The organism is Thiovibrio sp. Mzg5 (assembly GCF_055379285.1).
The window spans coordinates 677,312-700,084 of the sequence record NZ_AP022872.1; the positions used below are offsets into that span (position 1 = coordinate 677,312).

Sequence of the window (22,773 nt, forward strand, 5' to 3'; positions counted from 1 at the left end):
GCTTGGTCTATTATTGGGGACAACATTACAAACGGATATTCAATTATCTAAGTTTTTTTATATACCGCTGTATAAGCTGACGGCCGCAAATCCGTCAGCGCTGAAAAGATATTATGCTTTTCGGTGGTCATAGCGAGAGTGTAACACCCGTTCCCATTCCGCACACGGAAGTTAAGCCTCTCAGCGCCGATGGTACTGCCAGGGAAGCTTGGTGGGAGAGTAGGTCGCCGCCGATTCTTTTTTTGTAGTAAAACCCTTCCCCTCAAAAGGAAGGGTTTTTTTTTGCCTTTTTTTCCTGCCCGCTTCTTCCTCCCCGTATTCTCCCGCTCCATTCCCGTCTGTGGCACAATTTCAACTTTTTTCAGAAATCTGCTAAAATGGAGTTGTGACAATTGTCGTCGAGTGAAGATTATTCTTCATTTCAGGGAGAATATTCTACAATTCAGCTCCGTTCCGGTTGTGCAGATGTTGCTATTTGCCTGATTTTGCGCTGCATATTGGTTGGGCATGTTCCTTGCTTTATCTCCTGTTAAGTACCAGGGGGAAATCTTGAGAATGTCGGATATTCCCTGAGTTTTCAGATGAAAAACGCGTGCTCGATCCGGGACACGCACCCCAAGGAGGAACCGATGAAAAAAATAGTGATTTTAACCCTTATGCTGCTGCTCAGTGCAGGGATTGTTTGGGCCAAGGATTATGAGATCCAGAAAAAGGCGGGCGACTTGAGTGTGGTGGTGAAAATGGATAAAAATCCCGCGATCATGGGCGAGAACGGGATCAGCGTAATGGTGAAGGATTCCGCCGGCAAGGAGGTGACGGATGCAGGGGTGAAGGTGGAGTATTCCATGCCCGCCATGCCGGGAATGCCGGCGATGAATTACGGCTCGGTGCTTGCCCTGAACAAGAATGTCTATCAGGGGAAATTGAATTTTTCCATGTCCGGCCCTTGGGGTCTCGTGGTGAAGATCGTGCGTAGCGGCAAGACCGTGTCCACCAAGTTCAGCGTTGATGTGCAGTAGCCCCTGGGGCGAAGGGATGGGAAAGCGCATGGGAGATGGTGCCAGGGGAATGAAAAGGCTGCTTGCCCTGTTTGCTGCCGGGATTCTATTTTGGGTCCCGCAGGCAACGGTTTGGGCTGGGGAGTTGCAGCTGCAAAGCCTCATTGACGAGGCCTTGCAGGCCAGCCCAGAAATCCAGGCGGCCCGGGCAAAGGCCTCGGCCTCCGGCTTTCGGGTGCCGCAGTCGATGAGTCTGCCGGATCCCATGGTCATGGTCGGCTATCAGAATGAAGGGACAAGCCGTTTCACCTACAACGAGTCGCCTGATTCCCAGTACCTTTTTTCTGCTTCCCAGCAGTTCTTTTTCCCAGGCAAACGTGCCCTGAAGGGAGAGGCGGCAACTCGGGAGGCGGAGAGTCTTTCCGCCTCCGCCAAGGCGGTGCAGCTGCGGACAGTCGCCACGATCAAGGAACTCTACTATGATCTGTTTTTTGCCCATCAGAGCATGGATCTGATCAGGGAGAAAACCGTTCTTCTCCGCAAGCTCGAAGACGCTGCCCTGGCCCGGTATGCCGCTGGGGGAGGCATGCAGCAGGATGTCCTCATGGCGCAAACCGAGAAGTACATGCTTTTTGAACGGGATGCGATGCTGAAGCAGAAAATCCAGACCCTGGAAGCGCTGCTAAACTCCACGGTGGGAAGGGATCAAGCCGCGCCTCTGGACAGGCCAGTGGCGCCGGTGTTTGCCCCATATTCACAACCCCTGCCTGATTTGATTGCCGCAGCCTATGAGAATTCCCCGGAGGTCAAGGCCAGGGAGAAGATGGTGGCCTCGACCAACGCCAGGGTGCGGGTGGCGGAAAGAGAGTATTATCCGGATATTGCCGTTACCGGCAATTATGGTCTCAAGGGCCCGGCCTATGAGAATACGGATATGTGGAGCCTGACCACCACCCTCAACATCCCTCTCTATTACACCACCAAACAACGACCGGCGGTGCATGAAGCCGAAGCCTCCCTGAGTGAGGCGAAAAATGAGCTGCAAACCGTGCGGCTGAAGCTTTCTGCCGCCATCCGGGAGAACTATGCCATGCTTCAGGCCACGGAGCGGCTGATGGATCTCTACCGGCAAGGCCTCACCCCAAAGATCCATCAGGACTTCCAGTCGGCCCTGGCCTCGTACGCCACGGGCAAGACCGATGCCCTGAGCGTGATCTCCCGGCTGAAAACCGTTACCGAGATCGAGACCTCCTATTGGGGGCAGTTGGTGGAGCGGGAGAAGGCACGGGCCAGGCTTGAGGCCTTAACCGGGATAACCAATTCCCGCATGGAGGAAGGACGACAATGAACAGGAAGAACAGCATCCTCATGGTGGTTCTTTTTCTTTTCATCGCCGCAGTCCTCTTTGTCGGGCTTTCCGGCAAGAGCGGCGGGCTTTTTCGTAAAAAGGCCCAGGCGCCGGTGGAGCAGGCGGCCGCTCCCTCCGAACACCAGGGACACGGCACCGCCCCTGTTTCGCCGCAAGCAGCGGATTCTTCTCCTGAGGGGGCGGAAAGCGGCGCAGCTTTTCCGGAAGAAGCGCAGACCGTCGAGATTCCCGAGGCAGGCCAGCGGTTCATCGGGGTGAAAACCACCGCCGTCGCGGTAAAAGCCCTGAACAGGACCATCCGGACCGTGGGTCGGGTTGAATATGACGAACGAAGGATCGCCACGGTTAATACCAAAATCGAGGGCTGGATCGAGAATCTCCGGGTCGACTACACGGGCCGATATGTGAAAAAAGGCGAAGTGCTGGCCGAAATCTACAGCCCGGAGCTGGTTGCGGGCCAGCAGGAATACCTCAATATCCTCAAGTGGTCGCGGCAGGGTGCTGCTCCTGCCGGAGCAGAGGAAGCCTCGGCCATGAACCGGATGCTGGCGCAGGATGCCGAAGCCCTGCGCCAGGCCGCCCGCCAGCGGTTGCGGTTTTTTGATATCACCGAAGCGCAGATCCGCAAGATCGAGGAGAGCGGCTCCCCTCTGCGGACCCTGGCCATATTCAGCCCGGTAAACGGGTATGTGGTGCAGAAATTGGCGGTGCAGGGCATGAAGGTGCAGCCCGGCGAGAAGCTCTTTGATCTGGTGGATACCTCCACGGTCTGGGTGGTATCCGATATCTACGAGCAGGAACTTGCCCTGGTCAAGACCGGGCAGAAGGCGGAGATTACCCTGGATTCCTTGCCGGGCAAGGTGTTTGTTGCCACCATCGAATATGTCTCCCCGCTGCTTGCCGGAGAAACGAGAACGGCCAAGATTCGTTTTACCCTGGATAATCAGGGGGGAGCGCTGAAGCCCCAGATGTTCGCCAAGGTGGCGTTGAAGCTAGACCTGGGCTCCAGGCTTGTGGTGCCCGAAGATGCAGTGATCAACACCGGTGCCCGCCAGCTTGTCTATGTGGACAAGGGGGAGGGCTACTTCGAGCCCCGCGAGGTCGGGGTCGGCGTCAAGGCCGAGGGCATGGCGGAGATCTTGAGCGGTTTGCAGGCCGGGGAAAAAGTGGCCTCGGCCGCCACCTTCCTCATTGATTCGGAAGCGCGCCTCAAGGGAGTGGTGAAGTAATGATCGCCCGCGTCATTGATTTCAGCGCCCGCAATCGGTTCTTCGTTTTTCTCCTGTTCTTTGCCCTCACCGGCTGGGGGATCTGGGCCATTCGCAACACGCCGCTTGATGCGATCCCCGACCTGAGCGATACCCAGGTCATCATCTTCACCGAATGGGAAGGGCGCAGCCCCGATCTCATCGAGGACCAGATCACCTACCCCATCACCTCCACCCTCCTTGCCGCGCCAAAGGTCAAGGTGGTGCGCGGCTTCTCTTTTTTCGGCACCTCTTTCATCTATGCCATTTTTGAAGAGGGAACCGACATCTACTGGGCCCGGAGCCGGGTGTTGGAATATCTCCAGGCGGTGAAAAACAAGCTCCCCGCTTCGGTCAATCCCGTGTTGGGCCCGGACGCCACCAGCGTGGGTTGGGGATTTTCCTATGCCCTGGTGGATGAGACCGGAGGCCACAACCTGGCCGAGCTCCGCTCTATTCAGGACTGGAACATCAAGCTGGCCCTGGAAAGCGTGCCGGGGGTCTCCCAGGTCGCCAGTATCGGCGGCTTTGTTCGGCAGTATCAGGTGAGCATCGATCCCACCCGGCTCCAGGCCTACAACCTGCCCATTACCATGGTCATGGATGCCATCCGCAAGAGCAACAAGGATGTGGAGGGCAGGGTGCTGGAGTTCTCCGGGGTCGAATACATGGTGCGCGGCCGCGGCTATCTCAAGGGCATCAAGGACTTGGAAAATATCGCGGTGCGCAGCAGCGGCAACGGTACTCCGGTCTTGCTCAAGGATGTCGCCTCCATCCAGCTCGGCCCCGAGATCCGGCGCGGCCTGGCCGAGCTGGACGGGCGGGGAGAGGTGGCGGGCGGGATCGTGGTGGTTCGCTTCGGCGAGAATGTCCTCAGCGTCATCGACCGGGTCAAGGAAAGGATTAAAGAAAGCGTGGAGCCGAGCCTGCCCGCGGGGGTGAAGATCGTGGTCACCTACGACCGCTCCGATCTTATCCACCGGGCCATCGACACCCTCACCGAAGAGCTGCTCAAGATCTCCCTGGCAGTGAGTGTGGTCTGCCTGATTTTCCTCTTCCACCTGCCCAGCGCCCTGGTGGTTATCTGTACCCTGCCCGTGGCAATCATCATCTCCTTCATCTGCATGTACTACCTGGGGGTGACGGCCAACATCATGAGCCTGAGCGGCATTGCCATCGCCATCGGGGCCATGGTGGACGCCTCGATCATCATGGTGGAAAATGCCCATAAAAAACTGGAGGAGTGGGAAATCGCGGGCCGACCCGGGGATCGCGCCGAGGTGATCATCGAGGCGGCCAAGGAGGTGGGCCCGTCCCTGTTCTTCTCCCTGCTGGTGATCACCGTGGCTTTTCTGCCGGTTTTCACCCTGCAGGCCCAGGCCGGGCGATTGTTTAAGCCCCTGGCCTACACCAAGACCTTTGCCATGCTCTTCTCGGCCTTTCTCGCCATCACCCTGACCCCGGTCCTGATGACCCTTTTCATCCGGGGCAAGATCATGCACGAGGATAAAAATCCGATCAGCATCTTTCTCCATCGGCTGTACGAGCCCATCGTGCGCTTTGTCCTCCGCTTTAAAAGGACGGTGATCGTTGGGGCGCTGCTCATCATGGCCGTGAGCGTCTATCCTTTCCTCAAGCTCGGCTCCGAGTTCATGCCGCCGCTGTACGAGGGGGCGCTCTTCTACATGCCGGTGACCTCTCCTGGCGCAGCCATCTCGGAGGTGTCGAAGCTTCTGCAGCTTCAGGATCGGATTCTCAAGGAGATTCCCGAGGTGGCCCAGGTCTTCGGCAAGGCAGGCAGGGCGGAAACCGCCACGGACCCGGCGCCCCTGGAGATGTTTGAAACCGTGATCAATCTCAAGCCCGAGTCGCAATGGCGACCGGGGATGACGGTGGAGATGTTGAAAAACGAGATGAACGACGCTCTTTCCATTCCCGGGGTGGCCAACTCGTTTACCATGCCGATCAAGGCCCGAATCGATATGCTTTCCACCGGCATCCGAACCCCGGTGGGGATCAAGATCATGGGGCCGCGCCTGGAAGAACTGGAGCGGCTGGGCACCGACATCGAGACTCGGCTGGGCGGCATCTCCGGCCTCCGGAGCGTCTACGCCGAGCGGGTGACCACCGGATATTTTCTCGATTTCAATATCAGGCGGGAGGAGGTGGCCCGCTACGGCCTGTCCGTGGATGAGGTGCAGGAGGTTATCCAGTCCGCCATCGGCGGGATGAACCTCACCGTGACCGTGGAAGGGAGGGAGCGCTATCCGGTGAATGTCCGCTATGCCCGGGAGTTGCGGGGCGACGTGGAACAACTGAAAAGGGTGCTGGTCCCGGTGCCCGTGGCCATGGCGGCGCCGACCCCGGGCAACATGTCTTCGAGTCAGCCGGCTCCCCCGCCCACCGGCGATTTGCTCCAGGTTCCCCTCGGCGCCCTGGCCGAGATCCGGATCGTCAAGGGTCCGCCCATGATCAAGAGCGAGGCCGGGCTCCTGGCCTCCTATGTGTACATTGATTTTTCCGGCCGGGATGTGGGCGGCTTCGTGGACGAGGCCAAGCAGCGGGTTGCCTCGCTGAAGATCCCCGAGGGCTATCGCCTGGAGTGGAGCGGGGAATACGAGCATCTGGTCAAGACCCACGAAAGGCTGAAGCTCGTGGTGCCCCTTACCCTGCTGGTCATCTTTATCCTCATCTATCTCAACACCAAGTCGGTGGTCAAGACGGCCATTGTCCTGCTGGCCGTGCCTTTTTCCCTGGTCGGCTCCTTCTGGCTGTTGTACCTTCTCGGCTACAACATGAGCATCGCGGTCTGGGTGGGGATCATCGCTCTGGCCGGGATCGACGCGGAGACCGGGGTGGTCATGCTCCTCTATCTCGATCTGGCCCGTGACAAATGGCAGAAGGCGGGGAAATTGCAGAGCCTCGATGATTTGAAAGAGGCGATCATGTTTGGGTCGGTGAAAAGGATTCGGCCCAAGCTCATGCTGGTGGGCACCATGCTGCTCGGCCTGGTTCCCATCATGTTCAGCACTGGCACCGGCGCCGATGTGATGAAAAGGATCGCCGCGCCCATGGTGGGAGGGATCGGCACCTCAGCCATTCTCGAACTGCTCATCTACCCGGCCATCTATCTGCTCTGGAAACAGAGGGATTTCAAGAAGGGGGCGGCTGAGGTCCGCTAAGGACGGATCAGGCTGTTTCCGTGGGGGTGTTCTCCCTTGGCGGAAGATGTTCGGCGATTTTGGCGTTAAGATCGGCGATCTTCATCGGCTTGGAGAGATAGTCGTCCAGCCCCCGTTCCAGGCATTTTTCGCGGTAGCCGCTGATGGCGTGGGCGGTGAGGGCGATGATGGGCGTGTGCTTGCCCGACTCTTTTTCCAGGTCGCGCATGGCCTGGGTTGCTTCAAACCCATCCATCACCGGCATCTGGATATCCATCAGCACCAGATCAAAGGGCTGCCGAGTAAAGGCGTCCACCCCCTCCTGGCCATTGGCGGCAATGGTTACCCCATGGCCGGAGCGTTCCAGCATCTTACCGGCAACCTTCTGGTTGACCAGATTGTCTTCCACCAGAAGAATCTCAAGCCGCGGGCCGGGTTGCCCCTGGGGTGATTCGGCAGGTAGCCCAAGCGTAGCGCCTTCGTCCAGCGCGGGGTTTTCAGGCGCCGCTTTTTTCAGCAGGGCGGTGAAGTGAAAAACAGAGCCCTGTCCTTCAGCGCTTTCCACCCAGATCTGGCCGTTCATCAGGGCAACCAGCTTGGCGCAGATGGCAAGGCCCAGGCCGGTACCTTCATAGGGGCGGCTGTGGGATTCGTCGGCCTGGGAAAAGGCCTCGAAGATCGAGGCCTGATATTCCGGGGAAATGCCGATGCCGGAGTCCGTGATGGTAAAATGGGCGATGAGCTCATCCAACTCACCGTATTCCTTTTCAACTCGCACCGAGATTTGCCCTGCCTGGGTGAACTTGAGGGCATTGCCGATGAGGTTGATGAGAATCTGGCTCAGCCTGCCCGCATCCCCCATGAAGGCATTCGGAATTTCGTCTGCAACGCTCCAGTCCAGCGTAAGGCCTTTTTCCTTGGCCGCAAAAGAGAATTCCCGGATTGTCGTGGCAATGGTGCCCCGCAGGTCAAAGCGCTCTACCACCAGCTCAAGTTTGTCGGCCTCAATTTTGGAGAAATCCAGGATGTCGTTGACCACCTTCAGGAGCCGGTAGGAGGATTTCTCGATGAGCTCCAGGTATTCGCGTTGTTCCGGGGGCGGGGAGGTGAGCAGGGCAAGCTGGGTCATGCCGATCACCCCGTTCATCGGGGTGCGGATTTCATGGCTCATGTTGGCGAGAAAATTGGATTTGGCTCGGTTGGCCGCTTCTGCCTTGTTCTTGGCGAGCATGAGTTCCCTGGTGCGGTCCTTCACCCGTTTTTCCAGCAGGGTGTGGGCATCAAGCAAGGCCTTGTTCTTTTCGTTGATCTGCAGGGCCATTTCGTTCATGGTTCGTGAGAGCAACCCCAGCTCATCCTTGCGGTTCAGGGAAAAGCGGAAGCCAAAATCGCCCTGGCCGATCCGTTGGGCGTAATGGGCCAATTCCAGAACCGGATTGCTCATGGTTCTCGCCAGAAAATAGGCGAGAATGATCCCGATGGCGATAAAACAGGTGGAGAGAAAGGTCAACATGGTCAGGGCTTCATCGCGCTGTGCATGCCCCAACGCGTGAAAGACGGAGATCCGCTCTTCCATCTCCCGGTTGACGGCTTTCAGCGAAAAGCCGACCCGGACCCCGCCGAGGTGGGTATCTGCAACGAAAATGGGCATGGACACATCCATGATCTCGTTTTCGATCTGCACCAGGGGGGCTTTTGCGGCAACGGCCCGTTCTGAAACCTGGTCTGTCAGGGGCTTGCGGGGGTTGGCCCCATTGCCCAGGCCATTGTCCAGAATCTCACCTTCCGGGGTGAAGACATAGAAGTACTGCACATCCTTCTGTTCCAAGGCGGAGACAGCCAGATGGTGGATCGCTTCCGGATCACCAAGGGAGATGGGGCCGGCAAGATTGTCGACCAGCAGATCGACCATGACCGTGCCGCGAACCTTGACCTGATCGAGCATGACTTCCCGGATGGTGTCGATGCTCAGGTGGGTGATGGAGCGGGTGGCGGAGCGCAAGGTGAGGAAAAACACCCCGCCCAGCGCCAGTACAGCGCCAAGCACCAGGGCAAGCACGGTGGCGATGTAGCGGTGTTGCAGGCTGTATTTCATAGGGGGCGCATTTTTTTCTACCATACCTTCCTTGATACCAATTCCCTGGGCGGATGTAAATTGTGGACTGGCCTCGGACGAAGTTCTTTTTTGATGAAAACTTGCCGGTTCTGCTTTACGGTACCCGGAAACGTTTCCCCCAACCTTCACCTTTTCGGCATGGAAAATCATGGCAGGTTCCCTGTTTCCGCAACCGGTTCTTGACGCAAACGCACTTTTGGAAAGCAGGCCGGAAGGCATGGCCCTGGTCGATACCGAGGCGCGTTTTGTCTATGTCAATCCCGCCTATGTCCGTCTGCTGAAAGAGGTCTTCAATCTGACGATCGGGCCGGGCTCGCGGCATCAGTACGTTTTGCCCAACAGTCAGCGGGCCTGGGCCAGCGATCTGTATCAGCAGGCGCTTTCCGGTAAAAAATTCACCGTGGATTTCAGCCGGACCTGTCCGGAGGGCGGGATCTGCACCTTCGAGCGCTCGTTTGCCCCGGTGTATCATAATGGCAGGCTGGCCGGGTTTTCGGAGGTAATCCGGGATGTGAGTGTGGAGCGAAGAAGGGAGGCGGAACTTCGCCGGTCCTATGACGCCCTGGAGAAGCAGCTTACCGACCGGACCCGCAGCTATCAGGAGTACAACGCCATCCTGGCCCAGGAAATCATTGAGCGGCAGCAGGCCGAGGAGGATCTGCTGGAAAGCGGGGAACGTCTGTCGCAGATCTTGCAGGCCAGTTCCATTCCCACCTTTGTTATTGATGAAAACCATATTATCACCCATTGGAACAAAGCCTGTGCCGTTATGACCGGACTACCGGCCAGCGAGATGGTGGGCACCCAGAACCAATGGAAGGCCTTTTATCTCTACCAGCGGCCCATTCTGGCCGATCTGGTACTCAATGGTGCCGACGAGGCGCATATCGCCAAGTTCTACTCGGGCAAGTACCGGCCTTCCTCCCTGGTAAAGGGGGCCTATGAGGCGGAGGATTTTTTCGACTTCGGCCACGAGAGCAAGTGGCTTTTCTTTACCGCCGCGCCCATCAAGAATCTGGCCGGGGATATCATCGGCGCCATTGAAACCTTGCAGGACATCACGGACCGCAAGCGGATGGAGGCGGAGGTCCGGCGGATGAACGACGCCCTGGAGGCGCGGGTCGAGGAGCGGACCAATCAGCTGAGCCGCACCTACGAGCAGTTGCTCCATGCCGAGAAATTCAGCGCGGTGGGCAAGCTGGCTGCCTCCATAGCCCATGAGTTCGGCAATCCCATCATCGGCATCCGCAATTTTTTACAAGGGTTGCGCAAGTATGTGAAGCTTGAGAAGGGCGATGCCGAGATGCTCGATGTTGCCATCGGCGAATGCGTGCGGGTCAAGGATTTGATCAGCACCCTGCAGGACTTCAACCGACCCACCACCGGCAAGGTCGCCTCGGTTGACCTGCACCGGATCATCGAGGAGCTGCTGCTGCTTGGCAAAAAGAAGCTCAGCGATAGACAGATCACGGTGGAACGGCATTTTGCCCGGGAGCTGCCCAGGATTCAGGCGGTGCCGGACCAGATCAAGCAGGTGCTCCTCAACGTGATCGGCAACGCCGAAGAGGCTATCCCCAAAACCGGCGGCACCATCACCATCACCACCGAGGTGGCCGGGGAAAATGTCCGGATTTTCATCCAAGATACGGGCAAGGGCATCCGGCAGAAGGACCTGGGCTCGATCTTCGAGCCGTTTTTCTCAACCAAGCCGGCGGTGGAGGGCACCGGGCTGGGGTTGTCCGTGAGCTACGGCATTGTCAAGCGGCACGGCGGCGATATCACGGCCAAGAGCGCACGCGGCAAAGGAGCGCTGTTCACCATCACCCTGCCCATCGACGGGGTTCCCGGAGAAGCAGATTCGTTGCCGATCTTCAAGTGAGTTTCTGGGCAACTATTCAGCACAAATTCTCGTGTTACGATAAAGTTCCCCCTCCCCCGGCGGGAGGGGAGGTAAAAAGAACAGGAAGGAACCTTTTCCCCCCGATCATTCTTGATTTTCCTTGTGGCTGTGGCTTTCGGCCTTGCTCCCGCAACCGCCCTCACAGCCGCAACCGCCACCATCCCCTTTTGTGAACCAGCCCCGAACCATCGCGGATATCGGCTTGACCGAGAGGGCGAGGAGCAGCAGGGTCGAGCCCAGCTGGACCGGGTAGGGCATGATCTCCGCCGCCTGCCCCACCACGGCCTTGGCCTGGATGCCCAACAGGGCGTAGACTCCATCCACGGCCAAGCCGCAGAATACCGCGCCTACCGCGATGGCCGTCAGGTAGACCAAGGTGGTGCGCTTGCCCAGCAGGTTGGCCAGCACGGTGAGGGTGGCCATGTTGGTGGCCGGCCCTGCCAGCAGGAAAACCAGGGCCGCGCCCGGGCTGACCCCCTTGAGAATCAGGGCGGCGGCAATGGGGGTGGAGGCGGTGGCGCAGATGTAGAGCGGGATGCCGAAGGCCAGCATCAATAGCATGGAGCCGAGCCCGCCGGAGAGATAGCCGGTGATCAGGGTCTCCGGGACCAGCGCCGAGATGGTCCCGGCCAGCAGCAGCCCGAAAAAGAACCAGCCTGCCAGATCCCCCCACAGTTCGGCAAAGGCGTAGCGCATCCCGGTCAACAGCTTTTCTCCGAGAGTATGATGGGCGGCGTGGGTTTCGGGCGGACAGTCGATGCCGGAGCAGCAGCCATCCACCACGCAGGAGAAATCAGCCATGGCAAGGCCGGGCTTGGGCGGACGCAGCAGGTTTTCGGTCATCCCGGCGGCCAGGGCGGTGAGAAAGGCGGCCAGGGGCCGGGCCACGGTCATGATCGGGTCCAGCAGGGCATAGGTGACCGCGATGGAGTCCACGCCGGATTCGGGGGTGGAGATGAGAAAGGCGGCGGTGGCGCCGTTGTTGGCCCCCTGCTTTTTTAAGGCTGCCGCCGCAGGCAGAACCCCGCAGGAACACAGGGGCAGGGGAACCCCGAACAGGGCCGCCTTGAACACCGAGCTGAAACGGCCCTGGCCCAGATGGCGGGCCACCTGGGCGGGCGAGAGAAAGACCTTGAGCAGGCCGCCAATGAGGATGCCGAAGAGGATGTAGGGGGCGGCGTCGAGAAGCAGCTGCCAGGATTCGCTGAAGATGCTGAAGATGAGGGGCATGGCATTACTCCTGAATATGTTCTAGGGCCACGAGGATAAGCTGGCTGATATGGGCATCGGTGAGCCGGTAATAGAGCACCGGCCCCTCGCGGCGGTTGGCCACCAGGGCCATCTGCCGGAGCAGCCGCAGCTGATGGCTCACCGCCGATTCGCTGACCCCGAGAAAGGCGGCCAGATCGCAGACGCACATCTCCTCCTCATGCAAGGCCTGGAGAATCTTGAGTCGGGTCGGGTCGGCAAAGGCCTTGAAGAATTGGGCGAGTTTGTCGATTTCAGCGGAGGGCAGGGCGGCTTTTCTGGCTTTTTCCACCTGCTGTTCGTGGACAATCCGGCACTGGCAACGGTCGGTCGGCATGGCGTTCCTTTTAGTATATGAGCAGCTGCTCAGCTATTAGGGCGATTGTGCCCGGATGTCAAGGCCGGAATTTTCAGCGTGGATTTCTGGTTGTTGACCCGGCGATGAAACACGTCATGCCCGAATGCTTTCGTCGGGCATCCACTCCCTATGGATTCCCGCCCCGATCAGGTCGAGGGCAGGCTCTTCGCGGGAATGACGGTTTATATAATTGGTCGTTTTTTTGCCTCAAACCGTATAGAATGGCGCTCCATCAACACAGCAAGGAGCGCTGCATGCACAATCTGATCAACTGGCTCGTGGAGAGTGTCGGAGCCATGGGCTATCCGGGGATCTTCATCCTCATGGCCATGGAGAGTTCGGTATTCCCGGTCCCCAGCGAGGTTGTCATGCCCCCGGCCGGGTATTTGGTCCAGGCGGGGAAGATGGAGATGCTGCCTGTTATTCTCTGCGGCACCCTGGGCAGCCTTTTCGGCGCCTACCTCAATTACTTCGCCTCCCATTACCTGGGCAGACCGCTGCTTTTGAAATATGGAAAGTATGTCTGGATCACCGAGGAGAAGTTTGCCAAGGTTGAGACGTTTTTCATCAGGCACGGCGAGATCTCGACCTTTGTTGGCCGTCTCTTGCCGGTGGTCCGCCACCTCATCTCGCTTCCGGCAGGCCTTGCCGGGATGAACCACTGGAAGTTCTCCCTCTACACCCTGCTCGGCGCGGGAATCTGGGTGACGGTGCTCACCTGGATCGGCTATTTCATCGGCAGCAATCAGGAGCTGATCATGAAATACTCGCACCAGGCCCTTGCCGGGGTGCTTGTCCTTTCTGTTTTGATCGTCGTTGTCTACATCAAGTTGCAGCCCAAGCAGGAAGACGAGCGGGGTTGAAAAAAAGTGGGCAGCCAAGATGGGAGCCCACTTTCTTTGATCGATCCTATTTTCCCGTTCGCGGTGAGCCTGTCGAACCGCAGTTCTTCTGCCATTGCTGGCCTTCGACGGGTTCAGGCCGAACGGTGCCTGGCGAAATGATCTCCTAACGTCCCTTAACGAACATCTCGGTATAGGGCCAGTCCGCAATTCCCCCTTCCAATATCTGCAGTCGATTCTCAGGCACCCCCTTGCTCTCTAAATATTCGTAGCTGTTCTTTGCCCCGCTCTTGCCACGGGGGCAGAGCACGATCACCTGCGCCTTGCTGGCATTGATCGCTGGCAGCGCCTTGTTCAGGCGACCCTTTTCCTCGTCGCTTTTAGCGGGGAAGGCGTTGGTTTCGATGGAGCCGGGCAGATGCTGCTTGGCAAAGTCGGCGGCGGGCTGGATATCCACCAGAATTACCTCCTGTTTTGCATCCAGCGTTTTTTTGAGGTTTGCCGGTGTGATGTAGTTGGTTGCCAGGGCGGGACCGGCAGCCAGCAGGGTAAAGGCCAGGGACAGTGCGATTCGTTTGAGCATGGTATTCCTCCGTGTTGGGTATGAAAGGTGGTGCAATGTGAGGATATGTTTGTACCAGCAGGGAGGAGGGGTTGGCCAATAGGTAATAACGAAACAACTATTTGTTATTTATAGAAAAAAGTAATGATAAGAATAAGGAAGGCGGTTCTTGTTGTAGGTTACCCAAGATGCATCTTCATATTTTTTCTGTGTTGTGCTTGGTACGAAGGTTTGCTAGGGTGACTCATTGGTGGACGCTGATCGGGAGATTCTTGGTGAACATCCGAAATGCTGACCTATTTCCATAAGTTACGCCTGAAGGCGAAAAATTGGGGAGTGTCCCGAGTTTTCCCCCAATATGAAAATGTTGCATTTACCAGCAATTACCTCGCCATACAAATTTAGGAATGTGTGCAATCAATGAATATCGAAAAAGCGATTGATTTAGCTCTCGAAAACGTTGCCAAACACGGCGATACAGATGTTTTCCCTTTTCCTTTCGAGACCCATGTTTTCTTTGACAATCCAAAGGAATGCAAAAATATCCTGTTAGATATGCACGCCAAATTTGATGACTATATGGCGCGAACTCCTCCTTCAACATTAGAGACCCTAACACAGGTTGGATATACAGGGTTTAGATGGGCAACCCAAATAGAACCATTTTGGAATGTATATTATTTAGCTTTAGTTATTTCGATTGCAGAACAGATTGAAAATACTCGAGTACCTGTGGAAAATGAGAAGGTGTTTTCTTATCGTTATGAATGGGATGATACTAGCGCGAAACTTTTCAAGCCAAGTACTTGGCTTGACTACAAAAAGAAAGGCCTTGAACTTAGTGAAAAATATCAATTTGTTATAGTTACCGATATTGCCGACTTTTATCCGCGGATATATCATCATCGAATCGATAATGCGTTGAGAAGACTTCCTGGTGTTGGTGAAACACCAAAGAGAATAATGGATCTATTATTCTCTTTTTCAAAAAATGTATCTTATGGGCTTCCGGTAGGGGGGCCTGCTTCAAGGATTTTAGCTGAGCTTGCTCTTGTAACAACTGATCTCCAGTTATCGCGCAGGAATATAAAATTTTGTAGGTACGCAGATGATTATTGCATATTTTGTGAAAATAAATCTGACGCATATAAATTACTTGTCCTCCTATCAGAGAAGCTGCATATAGAAGGACTATCTCTTCAAAAGAAGAAGACAAAAATAATTACAACAGAAGAATTTAGAGAGACTGCAAGACTAATCGATCCTGCAGATAAAAATGACCCTTTGGCTGAAGAAGAGCAAAAGCTTTTAAATATTTCTCTTCGATATGACCCTTACTCTGATAATGCCGATGAAGATTATGAGGCATTAAAGTTTGCTGTCAAAGATATTGATATAATCGGGATATTAGGCCGAGAAGTATCGAAGACAACAATAGACTCTACTGTTACAAAACAAGCGATCAATGCAATACATGCGCTTGATCCTCAGGAGCAATATGGTGCAATAAGCACTCTGCTTGAAGAAGACAACCTTTCTGTTTTGTCGCCAGTTTTTGTTCTGGTTATGAGGGCAATTAAAGGTGTTTACAATGATCTTCCTGAGGACGGGAAAGATTTTGTTGATAAGCAACTGGTATCGCTTTATGAATCCAAGTCGCATTTAGTAAGTGTGGATTTAAATATAAGTTATTTCGTGCAGGCCCTGTCAAGAAGAAGATCTTTGCCCAAGGAAGAAATATTGATCGATATCTTTGATAACACAACAAAACCATTGATAAAGCGTCAGGTAATAATGGTAATGGCAAGCTGGGATTGTCATTACTGGCTAACAGATATTAAGGGAAACTACGGAGGCTATACCGAATGGGAAAAAAGGGCGCTAATAATTGCTTCGTATTCACTTGGCGATGAAGGAAAACATTGGAGAACGCATACAAAAGATACATGGAGTGAAACGGATACCCTTATTAGAGATTGGTATGCAAACAGGTTACAAAAAAATGGGAAGGTCCCTGTATGATTTCAGAGAAAAATATAGCCGCTGATTTTAAAGGGTTTTGGAGCGAATCTCTTCCTTTGCTAACACCATCTTTTGTTCGGGTTTTTAACGAGGCTAGTGAAGAGGATCTTGTGACCCCCGATTCACATATGAAAAGAATTCCCATTGGGAAGGATATAAAAAAGCATGATCTAGTCGCTGAATTTTCTTTTCAACTTGCAAAATTGGCATATGAAAAGTCTCTCTGGATTAATAAGCTGAAGCTTGAACAACACAACATACAAGAAGCGTATAACCGCTCAATTAATTTTTTAAAAAAATACGAAAGTGAAAGCTGCGAGATAGCCCTTAATGATTCTGAAGTGGCTGAATCTATAGCTCTAGCTGCGCAATATGAATACTTCCTCGAGCATTTAGGCTCAAATGATATTGAATTTAGCCCGATAATTGTTGGTGCCGGATTTTTGGGGAAGTGTAAGGCCGATTTGTCAGTGGGCGATACACTCTACGAAATTAAAACAGTTTCCAGGAACATATCCGGCAGGGATATTAAACAGCTACTAATATATTTGGCGTTACAGTATTCGACAGGGAGTAGTAAGTGGAAAAATGCGGGATTTTATAACCCGCGAAAGGCGTTAAGTTATAAAATATCCACAGACCATTTAATATATAAGATTTCCGGAGGCAAAGCTACAGCTGAGCTCTTTTCGGATATAATTGATTTTTTGTGTAGTCGTGGGATTGAACTTGATACTGCATTTTAAAAGTATCAACCAGTTGGTCAGAAGGAAGTATCCCGGGAAGAAGGGAAATTAGGGACACTCCCCATTTTTTCTTGCCGCAAATCATCAAGCTGAAAAGCTAACGACCGACCACTCTTCTTTAGCAGCTCACTGCAATACGAGCAGGCGCGGCAGTTCTTGTCGCAACACGTAAGCCGGTCCCAAAAATTCCCAGGCAATTCCTCATTGGCCACATGCAGCCGTTTGGCCAGCCATTCCATGGTATCCATCAAATCCAGCAGATTGCCCGCATATTGCCGGGCCGCATAACCCCGCACCACCCGTTGCAGAAAGGCGGGTCCCAATGTTCTGCCGCAGAGCTTGATCACCTCCACCATCCCCTCGTAATGCTCCAGATCCTCGGGCCGGATAAAGGGGGATTTGAACAGCTCCGCCGGATGCGCGGCGAGTTCCCGGATGCAGCCGAGTTCCTAGTTGGCGGCATGGGTTTGGTTGGCGATAAGTCCCGTATTGGCAAAGGCGATCTGGGCGTCGTGGGTCAGCTTGAAGGGGCAGCGGTCCAGGCAGCCTTCGTTGGCCAGGAGGGTCAGCTTGACTCCGGGAAAGTATCGGCGGCATTGTTGGGAGATTGTCGCCAGCTCCGGCAGGTTGCGGTTCAGGGAGCGGTCCAGGTTGAGTTTGGTCGGCGGCTTGAACCCGGTTTCGGCAATGGCGGCAAGACAGGCCTGCACCTTGGCAAAGGAATCGAGCATGCAGTTGACTCCGGGGACTGCCTCAAGCTGGGCGCAGGTCTCGGGGCTGGTGTCGGAGAGCGCCTGCAATAGATAGAAATCGACAATGGTGATGCCGTGGAGGGTGGTTGCCGTAAGCAGGGTGTCCAGCGCTCGGATGATTTTTTGTAAAGCCGCTTTGTCGGAATAGAGGCGGGGATGGTGGAAGCGGCTGTTGAGCAGTCCGTATTTTTTCGGGCCGGGCAATTGGGCAAGCGCAGGGGCCAGAGCGGCAAACTCCGGGCCGACGCTGGAGCGATGGCGGCCGTCCGGGATGTTGTCCAGGAAAAGGCTGAAGTGGACAGAATAAAGCGAGGGCTGGAACTCGGCAAGAAATTCCGTGTACTGCGGGTCGGGCAGGAATGGGACATCGAGCAGAAGCATGGCGGTTCCCCGGCAGGCGCAAGGTTCTGGCAATGAGAAACATCTGCTTTTACTCTACACCATTGTGCAGGCCGGGGCCAGTGGCGGGTGATCCACTGTTTTCAAGCCGGGCCGACAATAGCCTGGATTTTATACCCCCATTCCGGGTAAACTGTGGGGGAGGCCAGCCGTTGAGGCCGCTATCTTTGCGCATCGGAGGGGCAATGCAATCGGAAAAATGGGAAGAGGCGTATCTGGCGCAGAGTCAGGATGCCGCGCTGGGGCGGATGTTCCGCGGGATCATTCACAACCTCGGCGGGGTTATTCAGGTTTTTTCCCTGCACACGGATCTTTCCGCCATGATGCTGGACAAGGCGATGGCGGTGCTGGAGCAGATGCGGCAGACCGGCTCGTCGCCGGAGATGGACACCCTGCAAGATCTTCTCGCCCGGAGGGCCGATGCCCTTTCCCAGATGCAGGACAAGGTGCGGCAGAGTCAGCAGATCTTGCACAGGACCCTGATCCTCCCGGAGTTCCGGCAGCTTCCCGGCGGCGTTCCCTATACGGTCAATTCGGTGATCGAGACCGAGGTGGAGTTTCTGTCTGCTGATTCGACCTTCAAGCACAAGGTCCGCAAGGTTGTGACCCTGGCCGAGGCGCTGCCGTCCCTGACCCGTTTTCAGCTGGAGCTGCACCAGATCATGCATATTCTGTTGGTCAATGCCCTGGAAGCCGTGCAGGGAATGGAAGGAGCGGAGGTTGTGGTCGAGTCCGTCAGGGAAGGCGAAGGCATCGGGGTGCGGGTGCAGGACAACGGCCCCGGGCTGACCGGTGAGGCGGCGGCGCATCTCTACGAACAGTTTTATTCCACCAAAGCCGGGGAAGGGCATCTCGGCCTTGGCTTGTATCTGGCGAAAAAGCTCATCACCCGTTGCGGCGGGGAAATCTCCTGCGAGAGCAGCCCCGGCCACACCAGCTTCCATCTCTTTATTCCGCCGGAGGCTCTGCAGGTATGAGGCAGCCCCGCGGAAAAGAGGACCAGCCCGTCACCGGAAACACCTGCAAGCCAGGCACCCTGTTTGTGGTGGCCACCCCCATCGGCAATCTGGAGGATATCACCCTCCGGGCCCTGCGCATCCTGCAGGAGGTGGATCTGATCGCCGCCGAGGATACCCGGCACACCAGAAAGCTCCTCAGTCATTTCGATATCCATACCCCGCTCATCAGCTACTATAAGGAAAAGGAGGCGAGCCGCGCCCAGGAGATTGTGGCCCGGCTGCTTTCCGGGGCGCAGGTGGCCTTGGTTTCCGATGCCGGCACCCCAGGCATCTCCGATCCGGGCGGGATTCTGGTGCACAGCGCCCAGGCCCACAACATCAGCGTGGTGCCGGTGCCCGGGGTTTCCGCCCTGGCCACCCTGCTCAGCGTTGCCGGCCTGACCGAGCCCTCCCATCTTTTTCTCGGGTTTCTTCCGGCCAAGGGGCCGGAGCGGCGCAAATTGCTGCGGGGGCTTAAGAACGATGCCCATCCCCTGGTTTTTTATGAGTCGCCCCGGCGGATCATCGCCAGCCTTGGGGATTGCCTGGCGGAGCTGGGAGAGAGGCGGGTGGTGATCGGCAGGGAACTGACCAAGATGCATGAGGAGATCAGCTCCGGCGAGCTGGCTGAACTCCTGGCCGGGCTCAAGGCCAAGGAGGCGATCAAGGGGGAGTTCGTGGTCCTCATCGCAGGGCTGCGCGCCTCGGCCCCGGCCCGGCCGGACAATCTCGAAGACCTCCTGCGCTGGTATCGGGAGCAGTCCGGGCTCAGCCTGAAAGACGCGGTGGCGAGTATTGCCAAGGACTTGGACCTCTCCCGCTCCGAGGTGTATCAGAAGGCCCTGGCCGTGTGGAAGGAGTAAGCGGATGCTGCAAAAATTAATCTATCTCGCCGTGGCCGGGGCCTGCGGCACCCTGGCCCGCTACGGTTTGGCCGGGCTGGTGCAGCGGGTGGCCGGGGCAAGTTTTCCCTGGGGCACTGTGACGGTGAATGGCTTGGGCTGTCTGCTCTTCGGGGTGATCTGGACCGTGACCAGCGAGCGTTTCGTCGGCAGCGGCGAGCTGCGGATCATCCTGCTCACCGGCTTCATGGGCGCCTTTACCACCTTTTCCACCTTTGTCGCCGAGAGCGGGCATCTTTTTGCCGACGGCCAGCATTGGTATGGGCTTGGCAATATCCTGCTGCAGAATGGGGTGGGGTTGGTGTTGTTTTTTCTGGGGATGGCGTTGGGCAGATTGATTTAGAGGAATATGCTTTATCCTTCTGTTCATTTTCTTTGCTTGCCCAAAGAAAACGAACCAAAAGAAAAGGCACCCTGTGTCCCTTGTCCCGCCGAAGGCGGGATGCCCTGCGCTCCTCGATGCTGCCGGGGCTTTGCAAACTCGCTGCGCTCAAACAGTGCAAAGCCCTTTTTCGGCAGCCTCTCCGGTGCTCGGCTGCGGGCCAATGGGACTTTAACTGCAGGTGAAAAAAAGAACTTAACGGAGATTACCGAGTAAGCAAAGAAATGAACAGAAGGATAAAGCATATTCCTCTGACTGCGGGGATTGCCTGCTAATCACAAAAAGGAGACATGGCTATGGAACTCCCCTCGGAAGCGGAGCTGCTCCGCATCTTCATCGGCGAAACCAGCAAGCTTGGTCAGCGGCCGCTGTACGAACTCATTGTCGAAGAGGCTCGGAAGCGCGGCCTGGCCGGGGCCACGGTCACCCGGGGGATCATGGGGTTCGGTAGGAACAGCCGCATCCATACGGCCAAGATCCTGCGGCTCTCCGAAGATCTGCCGCTGGTCATCGAGATCGTTGACAGTCCAGAACGGATCGCCGCCTTTCTTCCGGATCTGGACGCCATGCTCGGCGAGGGAATGGTCACCCTGGAAAAGGTTCGGGTGATTTCCTACCGGAGCAAGGAAAACAAATGATGGATTGAGGTTCTGCCGAAACGGAGGAGACGTATGCCTCGTCAGGTTGATTATACTGCGCTCCTGGAGTTTTTGCGCAAGCGGCGCAAGGCCACGGGCGGCTACGGCGCCACGCCGCGGTTGCCTGCCACCATCCAAGATACCTTCCAGGCGGTGGCCATCCGTCTTGTCCTGGGCGAAGAGACGCCCACCCCGCAGGCAGAGCCGGCCCTGGCCGAATATCTCGCCCGAATGCTGGCTGTGCCCTGGCTGGGGATCGATACCACCTTCCGCCTTCTCATTACCTGCCGCCTCTGCGGGCTTGCCCTGGATGTGGCGCGGCTCCGCGCCCATCTCGTTGCCTGTCTGAGCAGGGACGCTTCCCTTGCTGCCACCTATTATGTGCGCAGGATTTTCACGGAGATACTGGAAGAGCCGGAGGTCCTTGAGCCAAAACGGCCGGTGGCGCTGCCAGGACGGTGCGCGGTGGAGGATGCGGCCCGATATCTGTTCGTGAAAACCATGGGCGGGCAGCGGATCGAGGAGGCGGGGGAACTGACCGGCTGGCTCCAGCGCTCGCAAAACGGCGATGGCGGGTTCGGTTTTTTCCCTGGAACCACCTCATTCATCGAGAACTGCCATGCCGCTCTTGCCGCCTTGACTCTTCTCGGCGCAAGGCCTGTTGATTCGGCCAATGCCCGGACCTTTCTCGTCAGCTGCCAGACCGGAGGCGGCGGCTTTGCCCGGAGCCCCGGCGCTGCCCCTTTTCTTGACGCCTCCTGGCATGGGGTCGCCGGTCTTCGTCTGCTTGAGGAGATGGAAGAGCGGCCTGCGGGTCTCCCGCCGGAGATTGCCAGCCGGCAGAGCCGGTTGGTTCTCTCCGTCTAAGAGTGCGTCAGTGCTGCTCCGTGGCAGCTCCTAAAAGAGGAAGGACCAGATGTACTTGCCTGCTGTGAATAGCAGGCAGACCACCAAAATCCATTTGATGAATTTGGCTGGCACAAACTTTTGCAGCCGCGCCCCGCAGTACATGCCCGCGAATCCCCCGATCCCGAAGAGAAAGCCCAGCAGCCAATCCGGGGCGATGACCATCCCGGGGTAGTGGGGCGCCAGAATCTGGTAAAAGATCACCCCGGCCACCGAGGTGACAAAGGTTCCCATCAGGGCCGCCCCGGCCACGGTATAGACCGGCAGGCCGAAAAAACTGACCAAAAACGGGGCAATGATCGCCCCGCCGCCGATGCCGTACACCCCCCCCACCATACCGACAACAAGGCTTAAGGCCATGAGGCCCACGGCGTTGACGGTGAAGGTCTCCCCGTAAAAATCGTAAACGAGCCGGGTCGGGGTCCATTGCCGGACCGTGACGCAGGACAGGTGCTCGCAGGAGGCGGCTTCGCTCGCGGTTGGTTGGTTCTGCGTTTTGCCCCGCTGGTGAAACCGCTCCTCGGTCGTGGGCGTGTCTCCTTTCCTTCTTGTGTTGAACGTCAGATCTTTGAGCAGCCTTCCGCCCATATAGAGGAGGACCAGTCCGGCAAAGAGCTTGAAGTTTTTCGGGTCGGGCAGGTATTTGATCCGGACGATGGCCCCGACCAGGACGCCGGGCAGGGTGCCGATGATCACGATCCAGGTCAGGGGCCAGAGCATCCGCCCTTCCTTGATGTAGCGGTACACGCCGCTGGGAATGGCCACGATATTGAACAACTGGTTGGTGGAGCTGACCGCCGGACTGGTGAACCCGAGTACGCTGACTTGAAAGGGCAATAGCAGGAAAGCCCCGCTCACTCCGCCCATGGAGGTGAAAAAAGAGATGGCAAAGGCGACCAGCGGCGGCACCAGCGGGTTGACCTCGATATTGGCAACAGGAAAATACATCAGCGGTTCTCCTTGCTGGAGGTGTTTTTCAGCATTGCGTCCACCACCTGGCGGACCTCGGCCAGGCATCAGCGGCCGGCGGGGTTTTTCTCCGCGCATTGGCAGCGGCCGCCTTTCTTCTCGGCAACAATGCGCTCCATGATCAGCGAACGGCCATGTTCCACAACATCCTGGCGCAAATCCTTTTCGGTGTAACCAAAACAGTAACAGATCAGGTGTGGCATGAAAGCCCTCCATGGAGTACGGGGTAAGCAAAGGCGGCGGGAGCCGGTCATCGAT

At 56.6% G+C, this 22,773-nt stretch carries 22 protein-coding genes and 1 rRNA gene; 14 read left to right on the top strand and 9 right to left on the bottom strand.

The window, feature by feature from the left end; translation table 11 throughout:
• Positions 1 to 119: 119 nt before the first annotated feature.
• From rrf to ACZ46D_RS03085, 5 genes are all read left to right on the top strand, one after another.
• Positions 120 to 236 (top strand): 5S ribosomal RNA (gene rrf / locus ACZ46D_RS03065).
• Positions 237 to 629: 393 nt separating this feature from the next.
• Positions 630 to 1,019, top strand: a complete 390-nt coding sequence (locus ACZ46D_RS03070; protein ID WP_464928569.1) for a FixH family protein — start codon at positions 630 to 632, stop codon at positions 1,017 to 1,019.
• A 49-nt stretch (positions 1,020 to 1,068) separates the two neighbouring features.
• Positions 1,069 to 2,346 carry a TolC family protein gene (locus ACZ46D_RS03075; protein WP_464928570.1) on the top strand — a complete coding sequence of 426 codons (1,278 nt, stop codon included), beginning with the start codon at positions 1,069 to 1,071 and terminating at the stop codon, positions 2,344 to 2,346.
• Positions 2,343 to 3,596: an efflux RND transporter periplasmic adaptor subunit gene (locus ACZ46D_RS03080; protein WP_464928571.1), complete on the top strand. Its 1,254-nt coding sequence runs from the start codon at positions 2,343 to 2,345 to the stop codon at positions 3,594 to 3,596. Before ACZ46D_RS03075 ends, ACZ46D_RS03080 begins: the two co-directional genes overlap by 4 nt.
• A complete protein-coding gene (locus tag ACZ46D_RS03085) occupies positions 3,596 to 6,796 on the top strand; it encodes an efflux RND transporter permease subunit (protein WP_464928572.1) in 3,201 nt (1,066 codons plus the stop codon). The genes ACZ46D_RS03080 and ACZ46D_RS03085 overlap by 1 nt, the downstream gene beginning before the upstream one ends.
• 7 nt (positions 6,797 to 6,803) lie before the next feature.
• On the opposite strand, the gene ACZ46D_RS03090 is transcribed toward ACZ46D_RS03085, so the two are convergent.
• Positions 6,804 to 8,894: an ATP-binding protein gene (locus ACZ46D_RS03090; RefSeq protein ID WP_464928573.1), complete on the bottom strand. Its 2,091-nt coding sequence runs from the start codon at positions 8,892 to 8,894 to the stop codon at positions 6,804 to 6,806.
• 145 nt (positions 8,895 to 9,039) lie between these two features.
• Here ACZ46D_RS03090 and ACZ46D_RS03095 point away from each other — a divergent pair, with 145 nt between their 5' ends.
• Entirely contained in the window at positions 9,040 to 10,770 is a 1,731-nt protein-coding gene (locus ACZ46D_RS03095; protein WP_464928574.1) for an ATP-binding protein, read from the top strand.
• Between the two features lie 105 nt (positions 10,771 to 10,875).
• Here the strand turns inward: ACZ46D_RS03095 and ACZ46D_RS03100 are convergent, their stop codons facing one another.
• A complete protein-coding gene (locus ACZ46D_RS03100; protein ID WP_464928575.1) occupies positions 10,876 to 12,021 on the bottom strand; it encodes an SO_0444 family Cu/Zn efflux transporter in 1,146 nt (381 codons plus the stop codon).
• 4 nt (positions 12,022 to 12,025) lie between these two features.
• Positions 12,026 to 12,376, bottom strand: a complete 351-nt coding sequence (locus ACZ46D_RS03105; RefSeq protein WP_464928576.1) for an ArsR/SmtB family transcription factor — start codon at positions 12,374 to 12,376, stop codon at positions 12,026 to 12,028.
• A gap of 275 nt (positions 12,377 to 12,651) precedes the next feature.
• Here ACZ46D_RS03105 and ACZ46D_RS03110 point away from each other — a divergent pair, with 275 nt between their 5' ends.
• Entirely contained in the window at positions 12,652 to 13,260 is a 609-nt protein-coding gene (locus tag ACZ46D_RS03110; protein ID WP_464928577.1) for a DedA family protein, read from the top strand.
• 145 nt (positions 13,261 to 13,405) lie between these two features.
• Here the strand turns inward: ACZ46D_RS03110 and ACZ46D_RS03115 are convergent, their stop codons facing one another.
• Positions 13,406 to 13,822 carry a rhodanese-like domain-containing protein gene (locus ACZ46D_RS03115; protein WP_464928578.1) on the bottom strand — a complete coding sequence of 139 codons (417 nt, stop codon included), beginning with the start codon at positions 13,820 to 13,822 and terminating at the stop codon, positions 13,406 to 13,408.
• 399 nt (positions 13,823 to 14,221) lie between these two features.
• Here ACZ46D_RS03115 and ACZ46D_RS03120 point away from each other — a divergent pair, with 399 nt between their 5' ends.
• On the top strand, positions 14,222 to 15,823 hold the full coding sequence (locus ACZ46D_RS03120) for an RNA-directed DNA polymerase (protein ID WP_464928579.1): 1,602 nt from the start codon (positions 14,222 to 14,224) through the stop codon (positions 15,821 to 15,823).
• Entirely contained in the window at positions 15,820 to 16,569 is a 750-nt protein-coding gene (locus ACZ46D_RS03125) for a hypothetical protein (protein ID WP_464928580.1), read from the top strand. The genes ACZ46D_RS03120 and ACZ46D_RS03125 overlap by 4 nt, the downstream gene beginning before the upstream one ends.
• Positions 16,570 to 16,586: 17 nt before the next feature.
• Here ACZ46D_RS03125 and ACZ46D_RS03130 read toward each other — a convergent pair whose 3' ends face one another.
• Together ACZ46D_RS03130 and ACZ46D_RS03135 are read right to left on the bottom strand one after the other, a co-directional pair.
• Positions 16,587 to 16,925: a hypothetical protein gene (locus tag ACZ46D_RS03130; protein ID WP_464928581.1), complete on the bottom strand. Its 339-nt coding sequence runs from the start codon at positions 16,923 to 16,925 to the stop codon at positions 16,587 to 16,589.
• Positions 16,926 to 17,018: 93 nt separating this feature from the next.
• Positions 17,019 to 17,702, bottom strand: a complete 684-nt coding sequence (locus ACZ46D_RS03135) for a hypothetical protein (RefSeq protein WP_464928582.1) — start codon at positions 17,700 to 17,702, stop codon at positions 17,019 to 17,021.
• A 203-nt stretch (positions 17,703 to 17,905) separates the two neighbouring features.
• On the opposite strand from ACZ46D_RS03135, the gene ACZ46D_RS03140 reads away from it, so the two are divergent.
• Genes ACZ46D_RS03140 through ACZ46D_RS03150 form a run of 3 tightly spaced genes read left to right on the top strand, consistent with a single transcriptional unit; the run spans position 17,906 to position 19,963 of the window.
• Entirely contained in the window at positions 17,906 to 18,697 is a 792-nt protein-coding gene (locus tag ACZ46D_RS03140; RefSeq protein WP_464928583.1) for a sensor histidine kinase, read from the top strand.
• The gene (gene rsmI / locus ACZ46D_RS03145) at positions 18,694 to 19,581 is read left to right on the top strand and encodes a 16S rRNA (cytidine(1402)-2'-O)-methyltransferase (protein WP_464928584.1); all 888 of its coding nucleotides are present in this window, start codon (positions 18,694 to 18,696) and stop codon (positions 19,579 to 19,581) included. Before ACZ46D_RS03140 ends, rsmI begins: the two co-directional genes overlap by 4 nt.
• A 4-nt stretch (positions 19,582 to 19,585) precedes the next feature.
• On the top strand, positions 19,586 to 19,963 hold the full coding sequence (locus ACZ46D_RS03150) for a fluoride efflux transporter FluC (protein ID WP_464928585.1): 378 nt from the start codon (positions 19,586 to 19,588) through the stop codon (positions 19,961 to 19,963).
• A gap of 23 nt (positions 19,964 to 19,986) precedes the next feature.
• On the opposite strand, the gene ACZ46D_RS03155 is transcribed toward ACZ46D_RS03150, so the two are convergent.
• Positions 19,987 to 20,247 (bottom strand): hypothetical protein, encoded by a 261-nt coding sequence (locus ACZ46D_RS03155; RefSeq protein WP_464928586.1) that lies wholly within the window; start codon positions 20,245 to 20,247, stop codon positions 19,987 to 19,989.
• A 51-nt stretch (positions 20,248 to 20,298) separates the two neighbouring features.
• On the opposite strand from ACZ46D_RS03155, the gene ACZ46D_RS03160 reads away from it, so the two are divergent.
• Both ACZ46D_RS03160 and ACZ46D_RS03165 read left to right on the top strand, forming a co-directional pair.
• On the top strand, positions 20,299 to 20,640 hold the full coding sequence (locus tag ACZ46D_RS03160) for a DUF190 domain-containing protein (RefSeq protein WP_464929245.1): 342 nt from the start codon (positions 20,299 to 20,301) through the stop codon (positions 20,638 to 20,640).
• A 33-nt stretch (positions 20,641 to 20,673) separates the two neighbouring features.
• On the top strand, positions 20,674 to 21,507 hold the full coding sequence (locus tag ACZ46D_RS03165) for a prenyltransferase/squalene oxidase repeat-containing protein (RefSeq protein WP_464928587.1): 834 nt from the start codon (positions 20,674 to 20,676) through the stop codon (positions 21,505 to 21,507).
• A 30-nt stretch (positions 21,508 to 21,537) separates the two neighbouring features.
• On the opposite strand, the gene ACZ46D_RS03170 is transcribed toward ACZ46D_RS03165, so the two are convergent.
• On the bottom strand, positions 21,538 to 22,494 hold the full coding sequence (locus tag ACZ46D_RS03170; protein ID WP_464928588.1) for a sulfite exporter TauE/SafE family protein: 957 nt from the start codon (positions 22,492 to 22,494) through the stop codon (positions 21,538 to 21,540).
• A 68-nt stretch (positions 22,495 to 22,562) separates the two neighbouring features.
• Positions 22,563 to 22,718, bottom strand: coding sequence for a hypothetical protein (locus tag ACZ46D_RS03175; protein WP_464928589.1), 156 nt, complete (start codon positions 22,716 to 22,718; stop codon positions 22,563 to 22,565).
• Positions 22,719 to 22,773: the final 55 nt, after the last annotated feature.